This is a genomic window from Actinosynnema sp. CA-299493 (assembly GCF_050946825.1).
Lineage (GTDB): Bacteria > Actinomycetota > Actinomycetes > Mycobacteriales > Pseudonocardiaceae > Actinosynnema.
In genome coordinates, this window is record NZ_CP191993.1 from 982,374 (window position 1) to 1,001,596 (window position 19,223).

Consider the following 19,223-nt stretch of genomic DNA (forward strand, 5'->3'; position numbering starts at 1 on the left):
GACATCAATGTGAGAGGCAAGCCGTGCGGCCGACGTCACAACCGGGAGGGTGAGATGCGGATCGGAGACCTCGCGGCGCGAGCCGGGGTCAGCGTCCGTTCGTTGCGGTACTACGAGGAGCAAGGACTGCTCAGCAGCACCCGCAGCGCGGGCGGGCAGCGGCACTACACGGAGTACGACGTCGAGCGGGTCGCCTTCGTCCGGCGCATGTACGCGGCAGGGCTGTCCAGCCGCACCATCATCGAGCTGCTGCCGTGCGTCGACTCGCCGAGCGACGAGAACTCGGACGCCGCGATGGAGCGCATGGCCGAGGAACGCGACCGGCTCTCCGACCACATCGAGGAGCTGCTGCGCACCCGCGACGCGCTCGACGCCCTGATGGTCACGGCGCGGCACTACCGCGACGCCCGGCGGGTCTCCGCCTGACCCGAGCCGTGGTCAGGGTCGACCCGGGCCGCGTCAGGGGTCGACCCGGTCCAGCGCCGCGCCGTCCCACGTGGTCTGCGTGCACGCCACGCCGCGTCCGTTCTTGGGCCGCAGCACGTCGTAGATGTGCATGCGCGGGATCTTGTCGGACACGCCCCAGCCGCTGGGCCAGGTGATCACCCAGTCCATGTCGAGGTCGACCAGCAGGCCGAGCATGCGCGCGATCGTCGGGTCGTCCAGCCGCTCGAACGCCTCGTCCAGCAGCACCAGCCGCAACGGCGAGAACTCGCCGCTCACCGCGTCGTAGAACGACGCCGCCGCCGCGAACAGCGTCACGTACGAGATGAGCCGCGTCTCGCCGGAGGACAGCTGCCGCAGCCGTCGTTCCCGCGGGTTGCCGTCCGGGCCGGTGTCGGCGACCGTGACGGTGAACTGGTGCCACGTCCGGTAGTCCAGGGCGCGGGACAGGATCTCGGCGTAGTTGCCGGTGTGCGCGTCGCGTTCGGCTTCGATGCGTTCGGTGAACACGCGCCGCAGCGTGGCGTCCTGCTCGGGGTCGCGTTCCGCGTACGGGAGGCGGACCAGCGCCAACGCGTCGCGCGTGTCCTCCTCCAGCGCCGACGACGGCTTCCACGCCAGCTTCACGTGCACGCCCTGGCTGGAGCGGGCCTTGCCGAGCACCTCGTTCATCCGCTTGCACAGGTCCTCGGCGACCGCGATCTGCCCGCGCAGCCACTCGGCCAGGTCGCGGATCAGGTAGTCGGCGAAGATGTCCTGGTACTGCTCGTCGAGGAAACCGCGCTGCTCGGCCAGCTTCGCGGTGACCTGCCGGGCGGCGACGGCCACCGGGCGGGCGCCCTCCTCGCCGGTGACGGTGACGGTGAGCAGGCCGACGTGCTGCTCGGCGGCGATGTCGTGGCTGCCGGCCAGCGCCGTCTGCAACGCCTGGAGCTTGGTGATCACCGTGGCCTCGCCCGCGCCGCGCCGGTCGGACGCGGCCAGGGCCGTGCGGACCGACGTGACGTCCTCCGGGGTGTCCGGCAGGGCGGCGACGAGGATGCCGGGCGCCTGCACGGTGGCCTTGAAGTGCTCGGTCGCGCGGGTCAGGGCGTCGCGGGCGGTGGTGAGCTGGTCGGCCGACGTCTCCAGTTGGGCGTTCAGCTTCGCGGCCTGCTCGCGTGCCGAGGTGACCTGTTCGCGCACGCCCTTGAGCTCATCGCGCATCCCGCGCCTCGAACGCTCCAAAGTGGACAGTTGGTCCGCGATCTCCCTCGCCTCGCCGCCGATCGCGTCGGTCAGCTCGGCCAACGTCGACGCCTGCGACGCGTAGTCGACGCACCGCGCCTCCGCCTCCGCCTCCGCCACCACCCGATCCTCCACCGCCGCGTGGTACCGGTGCGCCGCGTCGGTCAGGTCGGCCACCGTGCCGCGGCACTGGCGGCGCAGGACGTCACCCAACCGGTCGGCCGTGCGCTGCGCCTCGGCCGCCGCCTGCTGGGCTTGGTGCAGGCCGTCGGTGGTGGCGGGCAGGCCCGCGTCGCCGGCCTGGCGCACGACTTCGGCCGCGGCGGCTTCGCCTCGCGCCTGGGCGGCGGCGAGTTCGTCGCGCAACTCCTCGGCGCGCCGGGCGGCACGGTCGGCGGATTCCTGCGCGGCCTGGAGGCGGCCGTGGCGGGCCACCAGCTCGCGGTCGGCGGGGAAGCGGTCGAGGTGGGTCTCCCACTGCTCGACCAGGCCGCGCGCGGCCGCCAGATCGGCTTCCGCCACGCCGAGATCGTCGCGCAGGGCGGCCAGCTCGTCCTCCAGCTCCACGATCCGGCGCTGGCGGGCGGCCTCGCGGGCTCCCGCACCGATGAACTCCGCCGCGTCCTTGTGCCACGCGCCGGTGAGCACGCCCGCCTGCCAGTGGCCGTCCGGCGACACCGCGAACGCGGCGGCGGCCGGAGCGTTGGCCGAGGTGGCGGCCGGAATGGCGGCCGAGGTTGCGGCCGGGGTCAGGGTCCGCAGGGACACCGACGCGAGCAGGTCCGCCACCACCGCGGCCGGCACCGGCGAGGCCGGCTCGACGGCGGGGATCAGGACCGTCGCCAGGGACGGGCCGTCCACCGGGGGGCCGGGCACGGCCAGCACGTCCTGTGCGCCGGCTGCGGTGTGGGCAGAGGTGGCGGCAGGGCCGGGGTCGGCAGGGGTGGCGGGGTAGGTCGGGCTGACGGGGCTGACGGGGCTGACGGGGCTGACGGGGGTGACGGGGGTGACGGGGGTGACGGGGGTGACGGGGTGAGTCTGGTCAGCGGTCGCGTTCGGGTCGGCGGTGGAGGCAAGTGCGGGGTCGGCGGTGGAGGCGAGTGCGAGGTCGGCGGCGGGGGTGGCGGGGGTTGGGTGGTCGGGGGTGGTTTCGGCGGGTCCGCTGGTTTTCAACCGAGTGGCGGTAACGATGTTTCCGTACATTGTCGGGGTGGATTCACCCGAATGTGTGACCCAGGCGTCCAAGAGGCCCGATGCCTCCAGGGCGGCTTCCAGGCCGGCCCTGGCGTGGTCGTCGACGGTGGGGTGGAAGTCGACCAGGCGGTAGAACGGGGCGCCCGTGGTGGTGTCCCGGTCGGACGCGGTGAAGCGGGTGCGGTCCGGGGTTTGGGCGGTGCCGGAGCGGAGGGCGGACAGTTCGGCGTCGCGGGTGTTGATCGAGGTGGTCAGGTCCGCTCGGCGTTGTGCGACCGCGTGCGCGGCGTCCCGGGCGGCTGTCACCGAGGGGCCCACCCAGTCGCGGGCGGTGGTGGTCAGGGAGCGGGCGGTGGCCGGGTCGACGGTGGTGGGCAGCGGCAGGGGGGAGTCGGGGCGGGTGGTCGCCAGGGGGCCGGAGGCGCACCACGACTCGACGTCGGCCAGCCACCCCTGCGCGACCTCGGCCAGTTCCTGCGCCTCCTGGTTGCGCAACGCCGCCGCCTCGGTCGCGGCGTGCCGCGCGTCCCGCGCGGTCTGGCGGAGGGCGTCGACCTGGCGTTGCGCCGAGTCCAGCTCGGCGGCCCGCGCGGCCAGCGCGAGCGCCAAGGCACCCCGCTGCCGCGCCGACGACGCGATCGACGACGTGCGCGACGCGAGGTCGTCCAACGCCAACTCGTCCACGGCGGGCGGCACGCGGCGTTCGATCGGCAGTGGTTCGGCTTCCGGGTCGGGCTTGGCCCGCACGGACTCCGTCCGCACCACGGCGTCCGAACCGGACACCCGGGGGACGTCCGGCACGTCGGCGGCCGGGAGCCCGGCCGCCCGCAGGTGGTGGCGCAGCGGCTCGACCAGCTCCCGCGCCGAACCGAGGTCCTCGGCCAACCGCCGCAGCAGCCGCAGCACGCCGTCGACCGCGCCGTCCTCCTGCGACCGCTGCCTGTTCGCCATGTCCAACGCCGCCACCGCCGACGAACGCTTCTCCGCCACCAGCTTCTCGCGCGTCTGGAGGTCCTGGAGGTCGCGGAACGCCGGCAGCTCCTTCAACGCGCCGATGGTCTCCTCGGCCTGCTGCTCACCGGCCTCCAACGAGGCCAACGAGTGCTCCGCCGCCGCACGCGCCGCCAGCGTCTCCGCCAACGACGCCGACAACCGGGCCGACGCGCGCTCCAGCTTCCGCACCCCGTCCTCGGCGCCGCCCAGCTTCTCCGCCGCCGCGCGCAGCCCGCCGAAGGCGTAGTCCGAGTACGTCTTGAGGAACGTCCCCAGCGCCGCGTCGGCCGACGACAGCCGCGTGATGTTCTCCCGGATCGACTCCAGGTCGTCGAACGACGTCGCCAGCTGCTCGACCATCGCCTGGTCCAGCGGCGGCAGCGCGTCGGACAGGATCTGCTCCAGCTGCCCCTCCAGCACCTTCAACCCGACGTCCGGGTTGCGCAGCGTCCGCTGCAGGTGCAGCAGGTCGCCGTACCGGGGCGCGGGCACGCCGTACACGGTCTCGGCCACCCGCGCCCGGAACGCCGCCTCCTCCAGCACGCAGTCCGCGCCGATCAGGTCGCGCAGCTGCGCCGGGCCCAGCGGCGTGCGGTCCGCGCCGACCAGCGTCAGCCCGTGGCCCACCCGCGACGAGGTGATGAACCGCCACGAGTCGGTGATCGCCTGCGAGGTCTTGGACGCCTTCACGCCCAACCCGCAGGTCAGGTACTCGTCGGCGCCGCGCGTCAGCTCCACCCACGCGTACCCGATCCGGTTCGGCCCGCCGTCGTAGTCGTCCAGCATGAGCCGCCGCAGCGACACCGTGTCGAACCCCTTGGAGCCGACCTGCCGCAGGTCGCCGTCCAGGCACAGCGGCAGCAGCAGCTCCAGCGTGCGCGACTTGCCGGACCCGTTGGTGCCCTGGAAGATCGCCCGCCCGCCCGAGAAGTCGAACACCTGCTCGGTGTACTGCCAGATGTTGACGATGCCGCCCCTGTGCAGCCGCCACCTGTTCACGCGGTCTCCTCGTCGAACAACGACCAGCTGGGCACGTCCGGCACGACCACCGGCTCCACTTCACGTTCGGGATCGCCGTCGGGCGCGGGCAGCCACCGGTGCGCGGCGGCGTTGAGCAGCCACCCGTCCGCCGAGGCGACCGCCAACCCCATGCGGCGCAGCAGTTCCAGCACCTCGTCGACCAGCCGGTCCAGGTCCTCGGTGAACTGCTTGGACCACGCGGTCGGGTAGTCCTCCACCAACCGCGCGCACACCGACCGCAGCTCCGCCGGCACGACCACGTGCCGTCCGTCGGGGCGGGGTGGCGAGGAGAGCAGCTCCGGCAGCGCCAGCAGCGCGATCCGCGCCACCGTGGACGTGCCGGGGAAGTACAGGTCGGTCAGGTAGTCCTCGGGGTCGGCCGCGAGCACGCCCTCGACCCGGCACTCGGTGCGCAGGCCGAAGCACGTCTCCAGCAACGCGGACTCCTTGCGCTGGTTGCGCCGCAGCCACTCCGCCTGCTCCGGCGGCAGGTCCGCGTACAGCACCACCGGGTTCTCCACGAGCCTGCGCCGCACCGCGTGCTCGACGCCGCGCGGACCGGGTCGTGCGGCCAGCTCCACCAACCGCGACGGCGACGACGCCTCCGCCACCGGCCCGGTCAGCAACTGCCCGAGCAGGTCGGTGTCGATCGTGATCAACGCCTCGGCCTGCACGTCCACCGTGCCCTCGGTCTCGTGCAGCACGCCGAGCGACACCAGGTGCCGCAACGCCGCCGTCAGCGCGCGCCGGTCCGCCACGTCGTCCACGACGGTGAGCCCGGCCTCCACCGCCGCCGCGCGGATGTCCGCGACCAGCCGCGACAGCAGCGCCTGCCGGCCGACCCCGGTCAGCACCGCCATGGTCAGCGCCACGTACGCGTACCCGCGCGGCGACATGCCGAGCACGCCGCGCGAGTCGTCGGCGCCCGGCCCGGCCTTGTAGAGCCGCGCGAACCGCCGCTCCACCACGAGCCGGTAGCCCAGCAGCCGGGCGAACAGGTCCTGCAACGCCGCCCGGTGCCGGTAGACCGGCGTCAACAGCTCGCCGTCCGGCCCGTCGGCGCGCAGCAACGGCCGCCGCAGCAGGGTGCGGGCGCAGCGCACCACGGTCGCCGCGTCGATCTCGGAGAGGTCGTCGAACATCAGTCGAGCACCACCGTCGAGTCGTGCAGCGTCAACGTGCCCGCAGCCGAACGGATGCGCGTCGCACGCCCGAGGGCGTGCGAGACGGTCACCCGCAGCCCGCGCACCGGGTCGGTCGCCGAACCCGGGTCGGTCGCCGTGTCGCGCTGCGCCATCGCCAGCGTCAGCAGCTCGCACAGCACTTCGAGCGCCTCGCCGGACAGCGTCGTGGACGCCAGCCGGGGAGCCGCCGCCGCCAGCTCGGCCACCGACGCGGCCCGCCGCTCGTCGGCCTCCCGCGCCTCGGCCAGCAGCGACTGCTCGGTCATCGGGTCGTCCAGGATCCGCGACGTCCGCCCGCGCGCGCCGCGATCACCACGGCTGCGCACGCTCACCTGCACGTCCACCACCGGTCCGTCGCGCCACGGCGTGCGCTCGTTGTCGCGGTCGTGCTCGGGCGCCGGCGACAGGTGCCGCGCCGCGTGCAGCCCGAACGCCGCCGCGTACAGCTCGTGGGCCTCCGACCGCGTCCCCGCGTCGAACCACCCGGCCAGCTTCAGCAACTCGGCCCGACGGCTCGGCAGCAGCCCGCCACCGGACGTCGCCCGTTTCACGCTCGCCAGCAGCGACCCGATCGCGCGCGCCGTCGCCTCCCGCAGCGCCGTCACCTGGCTCGGCCGGCCGGGCCGGTCCACGAACCAGTCGGTCAGGTCCTGCCAGTCCTCCGCCGACCGCCCGCGCGCCCGTTCCACCTGCTCGCCCAGGTCGGCCCGGCCCAGCAGGCGCAGCAGCTCGGAGCGCGCGGAGGTGACGCGGGCCAGGGCGTCCGCGATGGCCGGGGTGTGCCGCAGCACGTCCTCCACGACCATCTGGATGTACTCGACCAGCAGGTTGCGGAACCCGGAGATCTCCTCCGGCGCCAGGTGGTGCCGCGTCACGACCTGGCCGAGGTAGGCGTAGAAGTCGCGCACGGTCGCGGCCAGCTCGGCGTGCTGGAGGAACAGCGTGGTGACCTGCTCGGCCAGCACTTCGCGGGAGCGGGGCGCGCCGCTGGTCAACGCCTCCGCAAGCGAGTGCCCCAGCCGGTCGAGGCCGCGTTCCACGGCGGGCAGCAGCTCCCGCGACACCTCCCGCGCCCCCTCGGGCACGCGCAGCAGCTCGTCCACGTCGCGCTGCACCCGGACCGCGAGCTTGCTCACCTGGTAGCGGACGCTGCCGTGCTGGAACTCGGCGATGCTGGAGGCCACCACCTCGCGCCTGCCCTGCACCAGGTTGCCCCACTCGACCAGCTGCCGGAGCCGGTTGAGCACGTTCTCGATGCGCGACTCGCCCGCCTCGACCCGGCCCTCCCGCTCGGCGCCCGCCAACGCGCCCGCGACCTCGCCCGCCGACAGGTCGGCCAGCAGCGTGGACGTGAACAACCGCATGATCGCCAGGTACGTGCGTTGGTGATCGCGGGCGTCCAGGTACGCGTAGAGCTTGAGGCGGCCGGCTGGTTCCACGGTGCGCCACCCTAATGCGGCGGTCCGACAGGTGCGGGCTACCGTGCCCGTGTGAGTCTGGGGCGCGCGGTGGGGTTGGTGTTGGGCGTGGCCGCTGACGCGGTGTTCGGCGACCCCGAGAGGTACCACCCGGTAGCGGGATTCGGACGTGCGGCGGCGGCGCTGGAGCGCAAGCTGTACCGCGACCACCGGGCCGGCGGCGTGGCGCACGCGGTGGTGCTCGTCGGCGGCACGGTCCTCGCGGGTGTCGCGGTGCAGCGGCTGGGCAGGCGCAGCCAGGTCTTCGAGGTCCTGAGCACGGCCGCCGCCACGTGGATCGTGCTGGGCGGGTCGTCGCTGGCCGACGAGGGCACCGCGATGGGCCGCGAGCTGGACGGCGGCGACCTCGAAGCGGCGCGCGACCGCCTGCCCAACCTGTGCGGGCGCGAGCCGCGCAAGCTCGACACGATGGGCCTGGCGAAGGCGACCGTCGAGTCCGTGGCGGAGAACACGTCCGACGCCGTCGTGGCGCCGCTGTTCTGGGGCGCGGTCGCGGGTGTGCCCGGCCTGCTCGGCTACCGCGCGGCGAACACCCTGGACGCCATGGTCGGCCACCGCGACGAGCGGTACCGCCGGTTCGGCTGGGCCGCGGCCCGGCTGGACGACGTGGCGAACCTGCTGCCCTCGCGGTTGGCCGCGCTGCTCACGGCGGCCGGCGCGCCGGTCGTCGGCGGGTCGGCGGGCGAGGCGTGGCGGACGTGGCGGCGGGACGCGGCGGCGCACCCGAGCCCCAACGCGGGCCAGGTCGAGGCGGCGTTCGCGGGCGCGTTGGAGGTCCGGCTGGGCGGTCGCACGGTGTACGCGCACGGCGCGGAGGACCGGCCGGTGCTCGGGCACGGCCGCAACCCCGACGCGGGTCACGTCACGCGGGCGGTGGAGCTGTCGCGGGTGGTCGGCGCGTCGGCGGCGGCGGTGACCGCGGTCATCGCGCTGGCGCGGCCTCGTCTTCGGCGAGCTGTTCGGCGACGGACTTCCGCCTGACCTTCGTCCGGCCGGTGTCCTCGCGCAGCGCCCCGCCGGGGCGGATCTCGCGGACGGTGAAGTACAGCCAGCCGCCGAGCGCCATCGCGCCGAACGCGATCCACTGCAACGCGTAGGAGAAGAACGGCCCCGCGTCGAGCTTCGGCAGCGGAAGGGACTCCTCGACGCCCGGTTGGCCGTCGGTGAGCTGGAAGTAGCCGGGGCGCAGTTCCAGCCCGGCGGCCCGGCCGACCACGGCGGAGTTCACCGAGTACACCTGCCGGTGCGCGTCCTCCTGGAACGCGTCCCGGGTGTCCGACTCGTCCCGGCGGACCAGTGCGACCAGCGTCACGTCACCGGTCGGCACGGGCTGGAGGTCGGGCACCTTGATCCCGTTGACCGGCCGCACGTAACCCCGGTCGACCAGCACGGTCGGCCCGTCGGTCAGCCGGAACGGCGTCAGCACCTCGAACGCCGCCTCGCCCTGCACGGTCCGCAGCCGGGCCACCGCCTGCCCGTCGGGCAGGTAGCGGCCGGTGAGCGTCACGCGCCGCCACTCGACCTCGGCGTTGGGCCGGTCGAGCAGGGTGGTGACCGGCACCGGGTCGGTGCGCAGGGACGACACGACCGCGCTGTTCTGCGCGTCGCGCTCGGTGTCGCGGTCGAACTGCCAAGGCGCCAGCAGCGTGAAGCACGCGCCCGCGAACACCCAGACCGCCAGCGTCAACGCCAGCCACCCGGGCTGCAACAGGAACCTCAACCGCACGTGACCACGGTAAGCCCTAGGCCGTTGTGACCTGCACCCGGTCGAATCGGGTGGTGAAGCCCGGGCCGGTCGGCGCCGCGACCATCACGCCGACCAGCGTCTCCGCGCCAGGCGGGAAGTACGCCAGCCGCAGCAGGGTCGTCGGCTCGGCGTCGCCGACGCCGTAGCGGACGGTGACCGCGTCGCCCTCGCGCGTCGCGGTGATCGTCACCCGGTCGACGCGCCCGGCCGGCACCACCGACCAGTCGGAGAAGTCCCTGGTCACGACCGTGCTGACCTGGAACTCGTCGTCCACGAGCTCGACGCCCGCCTTGATCCAGTTCCGGTCGTCGAGCCACAGCGCGACGCCGGCCTGGTCGTACTGGGCGGCGTAGTCCGCGGTGAACGAGGCGGCGATGGCGAAGTCGCCCGCCAGGTCCACGCCGAGGACGTGGCCGCTGGCCCGGTCGTAGCCGTAGTGGGTGGTGCGCCAGAAGTCGGTCTCCGGGTCGCTGGTGACGGTCAGCCCGCCCTGGTCGCTCCACGCGCGCGGCTCGTTGAGCCAGCGCCAGTCGTCGCGGTCGAACACCGTGATCCCCATGCGGTCATCATCGCAGCGAACGCGCCGCGGACAACGCCTGTCGGGCGTAACCCCGGTGCCCGGCACCCCGGTCAGCCGCTGCGCCGCCTCCGCCGGTGTCACAGCCGTTCGCGGACCCACGCCAGCAGGCCCGGCACGGCGGCCTCCACCATCTCCACCACGCGGTCGAAGCCCGCCTCGTCGCCGTAGTACGGGTCGGGCACGTCCTCGCCGTCCGCGTCCGGGTCGAACGAGCGCAGCAGCCGGACCCGCGCCGGGTCGCCGACCAGCCGCCGCAGCGCCCGCGCGTGCCCCGTGTCCAACGCCACCAGCAGGTCCGCGTCCAGGTGGTCGTCGCCGACCTGGGCGGCGCTGTGCCCGGTCGGGTAACCGTTGTCGGCCAACGACTTCGCCGCGCGCGGGTCCGCCGGGTCGCCCACGTGCCACCCGCCGGTGCCCGCGCTGGTCACCTCCACGAGATCACCCAGGCCGGCCCGGCGCAGGTGCTCGCGGAATATGATCGCGGCCACGGGGGAACGGCAGATGTTGCCGGTGCAGATGAACGAGACGGTCAGCGTCACGGCAGGGGAGTCTGCCAGGTCGGGCGCTCCGCGACCGCTCGCGTTGGGGGTCCAAGCATGTCCGGGGTCGTGGTCGGTGTCGTCGTGGTGCTCGCGGTCTCGGTGATCGCCGGGTCGGTGGTGGCGGTGCGCCGCCGGTCCTGGCCGGAGACACCCGCGTTCGCCCGGCCACGTCCCGTGACATCGCCCGGCGGACCGGTTCCCGACCCCGACGCCGGATTCTTCACGCACCGCCGTTTCGTGTTCCGGAAAAGGCATTTCTTCGTCGGCACGGGGTGCCCTCCGGTGCTGGTCGCCGATTTCCCGTCACTCGACGTGTTGCGTCGGGAACAGCCCGTGCGCATTGCCCGTTACGGCATTCGGGTGTGGTGGTGGTTCGAGGAGGATTTCTACCGGGCGGCGGTCGGTCTGGGTGCTGACGACGTGCGAGCATGGGTGCGTGAGCGGGAACGGAAGCAGCGGGCACGGCGGGACCGGCACCGACTGCTCGCAGCGGCGGAAGAGAGTCTCCGAAAGCGGGCTAACGGGTAACGGGCAGTCCCGGAACTCCGACGTCAAAGACGTGGGGAATGTGACGGGAAGGAAAGTGAATGACGCGCACATGTGGCGTGCGGCGGGTCCGCCCGGCCAATTCGGGATGGGCGTCGCGCTGGAGGACCGGGTCGGCCTGGTCGGTGCGGTCGCGGACACCGGGAAGGACCGGCGACCGGTGGTAGTCGAGCCGTCGCTGTGCCGTGAGTCCAGGTACGGCGCGCCCTCGGCGGTCCACCTGGTGCTGAGCCTCGCCCTGCTGTGCTTCGCGGTCGCCATCTCGATGCTCTGACGGCGGTCGGACCCCGGTTCCGGCGGGTCTCGGTGGTCTCAGCGGGCTCTCAGGCGCGACGGGCGACGATCGACGAGTGTCCACAGTGCAGTCGAACCAAGCGCAGTCGACCATGCCGGCGCTCGCCCGTGCGCTGCCGAGGGTCGAAGACGAGATCCGGGCGCTGGCGACGTCGTCGTCCCTGCCGGTCGTGAACACCTTCACCGGCCGCACCACCGCGGCCGGCGGCAAGCGGCTGCGCTCCGTGCTGGTCCTGGCCGGCTCGCTGGCCGTGTCCGGCCGGATCACCGACAAGGCGGTCACCGCCGCCGCCTGCGTCGAACTGCTGCACGCCGGCTCGCTGGTGCACGACGACCTGATGGACGACGCCGTGCAACGGCGCGGCGTGCGCACGGTCGACGCGAACCGGGGAACCGGCCCCGCCGTGCTGGTCGGCGCCACCCCCGTCGACACGAGCGTGCTGGCCCGCGCCGGCCAGGTCGCGCTGGAGCGGATCTCGCCGTTCGCCGCGAGCAGGCTCGCCAAGGCCGTGACGGACCTGGTCGAGGGCCAGGTGCTGGAAGTGGTCGACCTCTACGACGCGCACCGCGACCCGGACCACGCGGTGCGGTCCATCGAGCTGAAGACGGGCGCGTTGTTCGAGGTCGGCTGCGTGCTGGCCGCGCACTGCGCCGACGCCGACGAGGCGACCACCGACGCCATGGCCCGCTTCGGCGCGGTGTTCGGGCTGATGTTCCAGCTCCTCGACGACCTGCTCGACCTGGCGTCCACCTCGCAGCGGCTGGGCAGGCCGGTCGGCAACGACATCCGCCAGGGCGTCTACACGTTCCCGCTGCTGCGGGCGTTGTCCGACGAGCAGCGCGCGCTGCTCGCGCGCCGCGGCCGTGAGCTGACCGACGCGGAGCTGGCCGGGCTGCTGGCGGAGCTGCGGCAGACCAGCCTGGCCGCCGACACCATCGCGCACTGCACGGCCTTGGCCGCGCGGGCGGTGAGCGCGCTGCCGGACCTGCCCGGGTCCGACGCGCTCGACATCCTGCGCGAGCTGCCGGGCGCCTACCTGGACTGGGCCGCCTCCCAGATCGGGTGACGACGCTGATCGCCTAGACTCGCGGCGATGACCAGCCAGGATTCCGGCCGGGCGCTGCTGCGCCACCACGGGGACGTCGACGCCGCGCCCGGGCTCGTGGACTTCGCGGTGAACGTGCGGGTGCCCGCCCCGCCCGCGTGGCTGCGCGACCGGTTGGCCGCCGCGCTCGACGGCCTCGGTTCCTACCCGGCCGCCGCCGCCGACGAACGCGCCCGCGCCGCCGTCGCCGCGCGGCACGGGCGCACGCCGGACGAGGTGCTGGTCCTCAACGGCGCCGCCGAGGGCTTCGCGCTGCTGCCGAACCTGCACCCGTGCCTGGCCGCGGTGGTGCACCCGTCGTTCACCGAGCCCGAGGTGGCGTTGCGGGACGCGGGCGTGCCGGTGCAGCGGGTGCAGCTGTGGCCGGAGGACGGCTACGGGCTGCGCGCCGACCTGGTGCCCGACGAGGCCGACCTGGTGGTGCTGGGCAACCCGACGAACCCGACGTCCGTGCTGCACCCGGCGGAGGTCGTGGCGTCGCTGAGCAGGCCGGGCCGGGTGCTGGTGGTGGACGAGGCGTTCGCCGACGCCGTGCCCGGCGAGCCGGAGTCGCTGGCCGGCCGCGCCGACCTGCCCGGGCTGCTGGTGCTGCGCAGCCTGACGAAGACGTGGGGCCTGGCGGGCCTGCGCGCGGGCTACCTGCTCGGCGCGCCGGAGCTGCTGGCCCGGCTGGCGCTGCCCCGACCGCAGTGGCCGGTGGGCAGCCTGGTGCTGGAGGCCGTCGCGGCGTGCTGCGAGCCGTCCGCGGTGGCGGAGGCCGAGGCGTTGGCGCGGGAAGCCCGGGAGCACACCGCGCACGCCGTCGCCCGGCTCGGCGACCTGGTGGTCGTGCCGCCCGACGCGCCGTTCGCGCTGCTGCGCGTCCCGCAGGGGCGGCGGGTGCGGGAGGCGTTGCGGGACAAGGGGATCGCGGTGCGGCGCGGCGACACGTTCCCCGGGCTGACCGCCGACCACCTGCGGGTCGCGGTCCGCGCGCCCGAGGAGTTCGACCTGCTGGTGGACGCGCTGCGAGTCGTGCTGGAGGAGCTGTGAGGACGCTCGGGGACGTGCTGGACGCCCTGGAGGCCGCCTACCCGCCCGCGACCGCCGAGTCGTGGGACGCCGTCGGCCTCGTCTGCGGCGACCGCGCCGAACCCGTGTCGCGGGTGCTGTTCTGCGTCGACCCGGTGGAGTCCACTGTGGACGAGGCGGTGGCGGTGGGCGCGCAGCTCGTCGTCGCCCACCACCCGCTGATGCTGCGCGGCGTCACGGGCGTGCCGGCCGACGACCCGAAGGGCGGGCTGGTCCACCGGCTCATCCGCGCCGGCGTCGCCCTCTACACCGCGCACACCAACGCCGACGTGGCCAACCCCGGCGTCTCGGACGCCCTCGCCGAGGCCATCGGCCTGCGCGTCACCGGACCGCTGGTGCCCGCCGACACCGATCCCGGCACGGGCGCCGGCCGGATCGGCGAGCTCGACCGGCCCGAACCGCTGCGCGACTTCGCCCGGCGCGTCGCCGAGGCCCTGCCCGCGACGGCGTGGGGCGTGCGCGCGGCCGGCGACCCGGACCGGCCGATCCGGCGGGTCGCGGTGTGCGGCGGCGCGGGTGACGGCTACCTGACCGCGGCGGCACGCGCGGGCGTGGACGCCTACGTCACCGCGGACCTGCGCCACCACCCGGCGGGCGAGCACCTGGCCGCCGGCGGGCCCGCGCTGGTCGACGTGGCGCACTGGGCCAGCGAGCAGCCGTGGTGCGGACAGGCGGCGCACGTCGTGCGCACCGCGTTCGGCGGTACGGTCGAGGTCCTCGTCTCGACCCGCCGGACCGACCCGTGGACCGTGGGCGTGCCGAGCCCGAACGCGTGACACGCTCGACCGCGTGACCAGCCCGAACCCCGAGCACACCGAATGAGAGGCTCACCGTGAAAGCCGATCCCGCCGTGCAGCGCAGGCTGCTCGACCTCGCACAGGTCGACGCCGAACTGTCGCGCGTCACCCATCGGCGCCGCACGCTGCCCGAGATCGCGGAGATCGCCGAGGCGGAGAAGCAGTTCCGCGCCAAGCAGGACGCGCTGACCACGATCGAGACGACCTTGGGCGACCTCAACCGCGAGGTCAAGCGGCAGGAGACCGAGATCGACCAGGTCAGCGCCCGCGAGGAGCGCGACCGCAAGCTGTTGCAGGGCGGCGCCGTCGGCGCCAAGCAGCTCACCGACCTGGAGCACGAGCTGGCCACCCTCGGCCGCCGCCGCGGCGCGCTGGAGGACGACCTGCTGGAGCTGATGGAACGCCGCGAGGCCGTCGAGGCCGACATCCAGCACGCCCGCGTCTCGCTGGACAAGGCGCAGGAGGCGCTGTCCGACGCGGCCCGCCGCCGCGACAGCGCGCTGGCCGACCTGGAGTCGACCGAGACCAAGCGCACGGCCGACCGCGAGCGGATGACCGGCCAGTTCCCCGAACCGCTGCTGGCGCTGTACGAGCGGGTGCGCAAGCACAAGAACATCGGCGCGTCCCTGTTGCAGTCGCGGCGCTGCGGCGCGTGCCGCATCGAGCTGGACCGCAACGCGTTCGCCAAGGTCAAGGAGGCCGCGGCGGACGAGGTCATCCAGTGCGAGGAGTGCGGCGCGATCATGGTGCGGACCGGGGAATCGGGTCTGTGAGGGTCGTCGTCGAGGCCGACGGCGGCTCGCGCGGCAACCCCGGGCCCGCCGGGTACGGGGCCGTCGTGCTGGACGAGTCGGGCGCGGTGCTGGCCGAGCGGTCGGCGGGTCTCGGCGTCGTCACCAACAACGTCGCCGAGTACCAGGGGCTGATCGCGGGGCTGCGGGCGGCGGCCGAGCTCGGCGCGTCCGAGGTGTCCGTGCGGATGGACTCCAAGCTCGTGGTCGAGCAGATGTCCGGCCGGTGGAAGGTCAAGCACCCGTCCATGCAGCCGCTGGTCGCGCAGGCCCGCGAGGTGGCGCGGGCGTTCGACCGGGTGGGCTACGAGTGGATCCCGCGCGAGCGCAACCAACGCGCCGACCGGCTGGCCAACCAGGCGATGGACGTGCAGGCGGGCGGGTCGAGGCCGGCGAAGGCCGAGCCCGTGCGGGCGCAGCCCCGACCGGACCAGCGGCAGCCGGACCCGGCGGCCACCCAGTCACCGGTGTCGTGGACCGGCGCGGTCGGCGAGCCGACCCGGCTGTACCTGCTGCGGCACGGGCAGACCGAGCTGTCGGTGGCCCGCCGCTACTCCGGGCGCGGCAACCCGCCGCTGACCGACGTCGGCCGCGGGCAGGCCGAGGCCGCGGCACGTCGGCTGGCCAAGGTCGAGGACCTGGCCGCGATCGTGTCGTCGCCGCTGGGGCGGGCCCGGGAGACGGCGCGGGCCGTGGCGGCGGCCACCGGCGCCGAGCTGTCGTGGGACGACGACCTGATCGAGACCGACTTCGGCGCGTGGGAGGGGCTGACCTTCACCGAGGCCGCCGAACGCGACCCCGACGTGCACCGGCGGTGGCTCGGCGACCCGTCCGTGCCGGCGCCCGGCGGCGAGAGCTTCGACCAGGTGCACCACCGGGTGCGCCGGGCGCGCAACGCCGTCGTGTCCCGCTTCGGCGGCGCGAACGTCGTCGTGGTCAGCCACGTCACGCCGATCAAGACGTTGCTGCGGATGGCGCTGGACGTCGGCCCGTCGCTGCTGTTCCGGCTGCACCTCGACCTCGCGTCGCTGTCGGTGGTCGAGCTCTACCCCGACGGCCTCGCCTCCGTGCGGCTGGTCAACGACACGTCGCACCTCGGCTAGCCGGCGGGGCGCAGCCGGGCGCGTTCGTCGCGCCGGAACCGGGCGTCCTCGACGGCCAGCGCGAACCGGTCCACCGCGTCGCGAATCGCCTCGGCGGCTTTCGGCGCGATGGTCCCGCCCTCGATGTCCGGGTCGAGCACGAATTCGCCGCGCAGCACCGAATCCGCGCCTTTGCCCGCGAGCAGCGGGTTCAACGCGTAGTCCATCGCGACCAGGAAACCCTGGCTGCCGCCCGTCGCCAGCGGCAGGATCACCCGACCGCGCAACGCCTTCTTCGGCAACAGGTCGACCAGCGCTTTCACCAGCCCGCTGTAGGCCGCGCGGTAGACCGGGCTGGCCACCACGATGCCGTCCGCGCGCAGCACCGCGGTGACCGCGTCACCGATCTCCGGGTCCCTCAGGTCCTCGGTGAGCAGCGGCAACGTCGGCAGCTGCCGCACGTGCAGGGTGCGCACCGCGTACCCGGAGGCGAGCAGCAGCCCTTCGACGTGCGAGACCAGGACGCCGGTCCGGGACGTCGGCGACGGGCCGCCGGAAATCATCAGAATGGAGGGCATGGGGCGCTGGCACCTTTCGGGAAAAGGCTCGGAGTACGAGGTAAAAAGTGTCAGCGACAACAGATCGCGGCGGCGGTGCGGCCGAAGTCGACGTGCCGGCGGCGGGTGAGTACCCCGATTCCTGCCATGGTTTCGAGTAGAGCAGCAAGCCCACATCACGACAAGGTTTCGCGGCCCTGGTTCCACTGCCTGGGAAGCCGCCGGTATCCTGGTGCGGCGGATGAGTCGGCAGGGCGGTCGCGTCGACGGGTTCTCGGATCCGTCGCCGAGGAAAGTCCGGACTCCACAGGGCAGGGTGGTTGTCAACGGCAACCAGGGGCGACCCTCGGGACAGTGCCACAGAGAACAGACCGCCCCGGCGCGAGTCGGGGTAAGGGTGAAACGGTGGTGTAAGAGACCACCAGCGCTCCCGGTGACGGGAGCGGCTAGGTAAACCCCACCCGGAGCAAGGCCAAGAGGGTGCCCCAGGGCACCTGCGCAGGCGTTCGAGGGCTGCCCGCCCGATGCCTGCGGGTAGGCCGCAAGAGCCTGTCGGCAACGGCAGGCCGAGATGGATGGCCGCCGAACGGGACCGCCGCGAGGCGCCCGGGAACAGAATCCGGCTTACATGCCGACTCATCCGCCCCTTCCCGGCCACCCGGCTGCCCGGCCGGCCGGCCAGTCGACCTCGCCGATCGCACCAGCCGCTCAGCCGGCCTCGCCGATCGCACCGTCCGGCCGTTCGGCCCACCGCCCGTCCGGCCGCACCCCGCCGTTCGGGCTCACCGGCATCCTCGGGCCTACGTGCCCGCCTATACATCCCTTGCGTGCCAACGGCGTTACACAAGTGAGGCCGTTCGAGTGGTTGTCGGTATCAGCCCCGTCCGGCCCGAGTCCTCCTCGCAGACCGCGGGTCCTGCCCCGCGGTACCACGAGGAGGGAAACACATGTCCACCAACAGGAGGCGTGCCACCACCTGGCTCGCCCTCACCGGCCTGATGGGCGCGGCGGCGATCACGGGCTCCACGGCCGCGGTCGCGGCGGCGGCCGTCGAGATGCCGGTCTACCAGGTCCGGTCCGTGGGTCTCACCCAGGACCAGGCCCTGGCGTTGCAGCGCGCGTTCGGCCTCAAGGACGTCCAACGCGCCGAGGACGGCACGGTGTCGTTCGCCGACGAGGCGACGTACCTGCGCGTGCCCGGCCTGGACCTGGGCGCGGGCCAACCGGACGAGTCGGGCGCCGCGACCTCGCTGACGGCGCTCGACGTCGACTCGCTCAAGCGCCTGCGCGCCCTCCCCGTCGAGGACGCCACCAGGAAGGCCGCCGAGACCCTGCGCGGGATCGGCCTGCTGCCCGGCAACGCCACCCCGACCGCCGGGCAGACGACGTTCGAGGTAGTCGACGCCAACCAGAACGCGGTCGTGACCGCGCCGCTGGACACCGCGGTGTCCTTCGCCTTCACCCTCGGCGGCGTGCCGCTGGAGGGTCCGGGCGCGAAGCTGCGGATCGCGTTCGACGGCCAGGGCGCCGTCGCCGGGCTCACCTACGCCGTCCGCGGCCTGCTGAGCTCGTCCAGCATCCCGGTGCTGAGCCTGGACGAGGGCCGCGAGCGCTGCGCGAAGGTGCTCGGGGCGAGCGTGCGGCCGACCGGGGTGTCCTACGTCTACGAGGCGCCGCCGCTGGCCGAGAAGGTCGACAGGATCGAGCCCGGGTTGCGCTGCGACGGCCTGAACTCCGACGGCGCGGCCGTCCAGTCCGTCATCGTCGGCGCGGCCGTCGACGCGCGGCTGCCCGAGCCCGGCCCGGCGGACCCGCCGCGCCAGCAGGGCTCGTTCACCCCGCAGTGGACCAACCGGGTCGACGTCGGCAGCGAGGGCACCGGCCCGTGCTCCGGCCTGCCCTGGACGGCGGCCAACCTGGCGTCGTTCAACAACCGGTTCACCGCCGCCGGCGTGCCGGTGCAGTTCAGCTGGGTCAACCACAACGCCTGGGAGCGGGACTTCAAGGACCCCGCGTTCGCCGGCGGCCAGGACCAGCTCTTCGCCGACGACGTCGACATGACCTACTGGCAGGGTCACGGCTCGCCGACCGGCTTCTCCTTCGCCGGGTGCAGCAGCAACACCGACACGTTCCTGTCCAACAACGACGCGCGCTGGGGCAACCGGGACGTCGAGTGGATGAGCCTGTTCACCTGCTCGATCCTGCAGGGCACGTCGGGCGGGCAGAGCTGGGCGACGCGCTGGGGCCGGGCGTTCCGCGGCCTGCACCAGATCAACAGCTTCGACACCGTCTCGTACCACTCCGCCGTGCACGGCGGGAAGTTCGCGAACTACCTGGTGCGGACGCCGTTCCTGTGGTGGAACCGGCCGATGAAGGTCCGCGACGCGTGGGCGCAGGCGTCGATCGACACCCAGCCGGCGTCGGTGCGGTGGGCGACCATGGGCCCGATCGGCGGCGGTGGCCTGGCCAACTTCAACGACTACTTCTGGAACAAGGGCCCGGTCGGCCCGGACACGCTGCCCAGCACCGGCTACTGGCGCATCTCCGGCACCAGCTGACCCGGCGCCGGC

At 73.8% G+C, this 19,223-nt stretch carries 17 protein-coding genes and 1 other RNA gene; 11 read left to right on the forward strand and 7 right to left on the reverse strand.

Annotation, left to right across the window (positions count from 1 at the left end; all coding sequences use genetic code 11):
• The first annotated feature begins 54 nt into the window (after positions 1-54).
• Positions 55-426 carry a MerR family transcriptional regulator gene (locus ACQPYE_RS04845; RefSeq protein WP_498719446.1) on the forward strand — a complete coding sequence of 124 codons (372 nt, stop codon included), beginning with the start codon at positions 55-57 and terminating at the stop codon, positions 424-426.
• A gap of 33 nt (positions 427-459) precedes the next feature.
• Here the strand turns inward: ACQPYE_RS04845 and ACQPYE_RS04850 are convergent, their stop codons facing one another.
• From ACQPYE_RS04850 to ACQPYE_RS04860, 3 genes are read right to left on the reverse strand one after another with little or no spacing between them, the layout of a single operon-like run.
• The gene (locus ACQPYE_RS04850; protein WP_498719448.1) at positions 460-4,857 is read right to left on the reverse strand and encodes an SbcC/MukB-like Walker B domain-containing protein; all 4,398 of its coding nucleotides are present in this window, start codon (positions 4,855-4,857) and stop codon (positions 460-462) included.
• A complete protein-coding gene (locus ACQPYE_RS04855) occupies positions 4,854-6,020 on the reverse strand; it encodes a TIGR02678 family protein (RefSeq protein WP_498719450.1) in 1,167 nt (388 codons plus the stop codon). Before ACQPYE_RS04855 ends, ACQPYE_RS04850 begins: the two co-directional genes overlap by 4 nt.
• Positions 6,020-7,501 carry a DUF2397 domain-containing protein gene (locus tag ACQPYE_RS04860; RefSeq protein WP_498719452.1) on the reverse strand — a complete coding sequence of 494 codons (1,482 nt, stop codon included), beginning with the start codon at positions 7,499-7,501 and terminating at the stop codon, positions 6,020-6,022. The genes ACQPYE_RS04855 and ACQPYE_RS04860 overlap by 1 nt, the downstream gene beginning before the upstream one ends.
• 51 nt (positions 7,502-7,552) lie before the next feature.
• Between ACQPYE_RS04860 and ACQPYE_RS04865 the strand changes: the two genes are divergently transcribed.
• The gene (locus tag ACQPYE_RS04865; RefSeq protein ID WP_498719454.1) at positions 7,553-8,521 is read left to right on the forward strand and encodes a cobalamin biosynthesis protein; all 969 of its coding nucleotides are present in this window, start codon (positions 7,553-7,555) and stop codon (positions 8,519-8,521) included.
• Here ACQPYE_RS04865 and ACQPYE_RS04870 read toward each other — a convergent pair.
• From ACQPYE_RS04870 to ACQPYE_RS04880, 3 genes are all read right to left on the reverse strand, one after another.
• On the reverse strand, positions 8,463-9,266 hold the full coding sequence (locus tag ACQPYE_RS04870; RefSeq protein ID WP_498719456.1) for an SURF1 family cytochrome oxidase biogenesis protein: 804 nt from the start codon (positions 9,264-9,266) through the stop codon (positions 8,463-8,465). The two genes, ACQPYE_RS04865 and ACQPYE_RS04870, sit on opposite strands and share 59 nt — an antisense overlap.
• Positions 9,267-9,282: 16 nt before the next feature.
• Positions 9,283-9,846, reverse strand: a complete 564-nt coding sequence (locus ACQPYE_RS04875; protein ID WP_498719458.1) for a DUF1349 domain-containing protein — start codon at positions 9,844-9,846, stop codon at positions 9,283-9,285.
• A gap of 98 nt (positions 9,847-9,944) precedes the next feature.
• On the reverse strand, positions 9,945-10,400 hold the full coding sequence (locus ACQPYE_RS04880; protein ID WP_498722839.1) for a low molecular weight protein-tyrosine-phosphatase: 456 nt from the start codon (positions 10,398-10,400) through the stop codon (positions 9,945-9,947).
• Positions 10,401-10,463: 63 nt separating this feature from the next.
• Here ACQPYE_RS04880 and ACQPYE_RS04885 point away from each other — a divergent pair, with 63 nt between their 5' ends.
• The 7 genes from ACQPYE_RS04885 to ACQPYE_RS04915 all read left to right on the forward strand — a co-directional run bounded on the left by ACQPYE_RS04885 (position 10,464) and on the right by ACQPYE_RS04915 (position 16,117).
• Positions 10,464-10,937: a hypothetical protein gene (locus tag ACQPYE_RS04885; RefSeq protein ID WP_498719460.1), complete on the forward strand. Its 474-nt coding sequence runs from the start codon at positions 10,464-10,466 to the stop codon at positions 10,935-10,937.
• 55 nt (positions 10,938-10,992) lie between these two features.
• Positions 10,993-11,229: a hypothetical protein gene (locus tag ACQPYE_RS04890; RefSeq protein ID WP_498719462.1), complete on the forward strand. Its 237-nt coding sequence runs from the start codon at positions 10,993-10,995 to the stop codon at positions 11,227-11,229.
• A 76-nt stretch (positions 11,230-11,305) separates the two neighbouring features.
• On the forward strand, positions 11,306-12,316 hold the full coding sequence (locus ACQPYE_RS04895; protein WP_498719464.1) for a polyprenyl synthetase family protein: 1,011 nt from the start codon (positions 11,306-11,308) through the stop codon (positions 12,314-12,316).
• A 27-nt stretch (positions 12,317-12,343) separates the two neighbouring features.
• Entirely contained in the window at positions 12,344-13,387 is a 1,044-nt protein-coding gene (gene cobC / locus ACQPYE_RS04900) for an Rv2231c family histidinol phosphate aminotransferase CobC (protein WP_498719465.1), read from the forward strand.
• Positions 13,384-14,202, forward strand: coding sequence for a Nif3-like dinuclear metal center hexameric protein (locus ACQPYE_RS04905; RefSeq protein ID WP_498719467.1), 819 nt, complete (start codon positions 13,384-13,386; stop codon positions 14,200-14,202). The genes cobC and ACQPYE_RS04905 overlap by 4 nt, the downstream gene beginning before the upstream one ends.
• 56 nt (positions 14,203-14,258) lie before the next feature.
• On the forward strand, positions 14,259-14,996 hold the full coding sequence (locus ACQPYE_RS04910; protein WP_498719470.1) for a zinc ribbon domain-containing protein: 738 nt from the start codon (positions 14,259-14,261) through the stop codon (positions 14,994-14,996).
• A complete protein-coding gene (locus ACQPYE_RS04915; RefSeq protein ID WP_498719472.1) occupies positions 14,993-16,117 on the forward strand; it encodes a bifunctional RNase H/acid phosphatase in 1,125 nt (374 codons plus the stop codon). The genes ACQPYE_RS04910 and ACQPYE_RS04915 overlap by 4 nt, the downstream gene beginning before the upstream one ends.
• Here ACQPYE_RS04915 and ACQPYE_RS04920 read toward each other — a convergent pair.
• Entirely contained in the window at positions 16,114-16,674 is a 561-nt protein-coding gene (locus ACQPYE_RS04920; protein ID WP_498719475.1) for an NAD(P)H-dependent oxidoreductase, read from the reverse strand. The genes ACQPYE_RS04915 and ACQPYE_RS04920 overlap by 4 nt on opposite strands.
• A 221-nt stretch (positions 16,675-16,895) precedes the next feature.
• Here ACQPYE_RS04920 and rnpB point away from each other — a divergent pair.
• Positions 16,896-17,296, forward strand: an RNA gene (gene rnpB, locus ACQPYE_RS04925) — RNase P RNA component class A.
• A 304-nt stretch (positions 17,297-17,600) separates the two neighbouring features.
• Entirely contained in the window at positions 17,601-19,211 is a 1,611-nt protein-coding gene (locus tag ACQPYE_RS04930) for a DUF6345 domain-containing protein (RefSeq protein WP_498719477.1), read from the forward strand.
• The last annotated feature ends 12 nt before the right edge of the window (positions 19,212-19,223 follow it).

Excerpts from the sequence above, each read along its gene's own strand:
- ACQPYE_RS04930 (WP_498719477.1), top strand. The coding sequence starts at position 17,601 with ATGTCCACCAACAGGAGGCGTGCCACCACCTGGCTCGCCCTCACCGGC.
- ACQPYE_RS04885 (WP_498719460.1), top strand. The coding sequence starts at position 10,464 with ATGTCCGGGGTCGTGGTCGGTGTCGTCGTGGTGCTCGCGGTCTCGGTG.
- cobC (WP_498719465.1), top strand. The coding sequence starts at position 12,344 with ATGACCAGCCAGGATTCCGGCCGGGCGCTGCTGCGCCACCACGGGGAC.
- ACQPYE_RS04845 (WP_498719446.1), top strand. The coding sequence starts at position 55 with ATGCGGATCGGAGACCTCGCGGCGCGAGCCGGGGTCAGCGTCCGTTCG.
- ACQPYE_RS04920 (WP_498719475.1), bottom strand. The coding sequence starts at position 16,674 with ATGCCCTCCATTCTGATGATTTCCGGCGGCCCGTCGCCGACGTCCCGG.
- ACQPYE_RS04855 (WP_498719450.1), bottom strand. The coding sequence starts at position 6,020 with ATGTTCGACGACCTCTCCGAGATCGACGCGGCGACCGTGGTGCGCTGC.
- ACQPYE_RS04875 (WP_498719458.1), bottom strand. The coding sequence starts at position 9,846 with ATGGGGATCACGGTGTTCGACCGCGACGACTGGCGCTGGCTCAACGAG.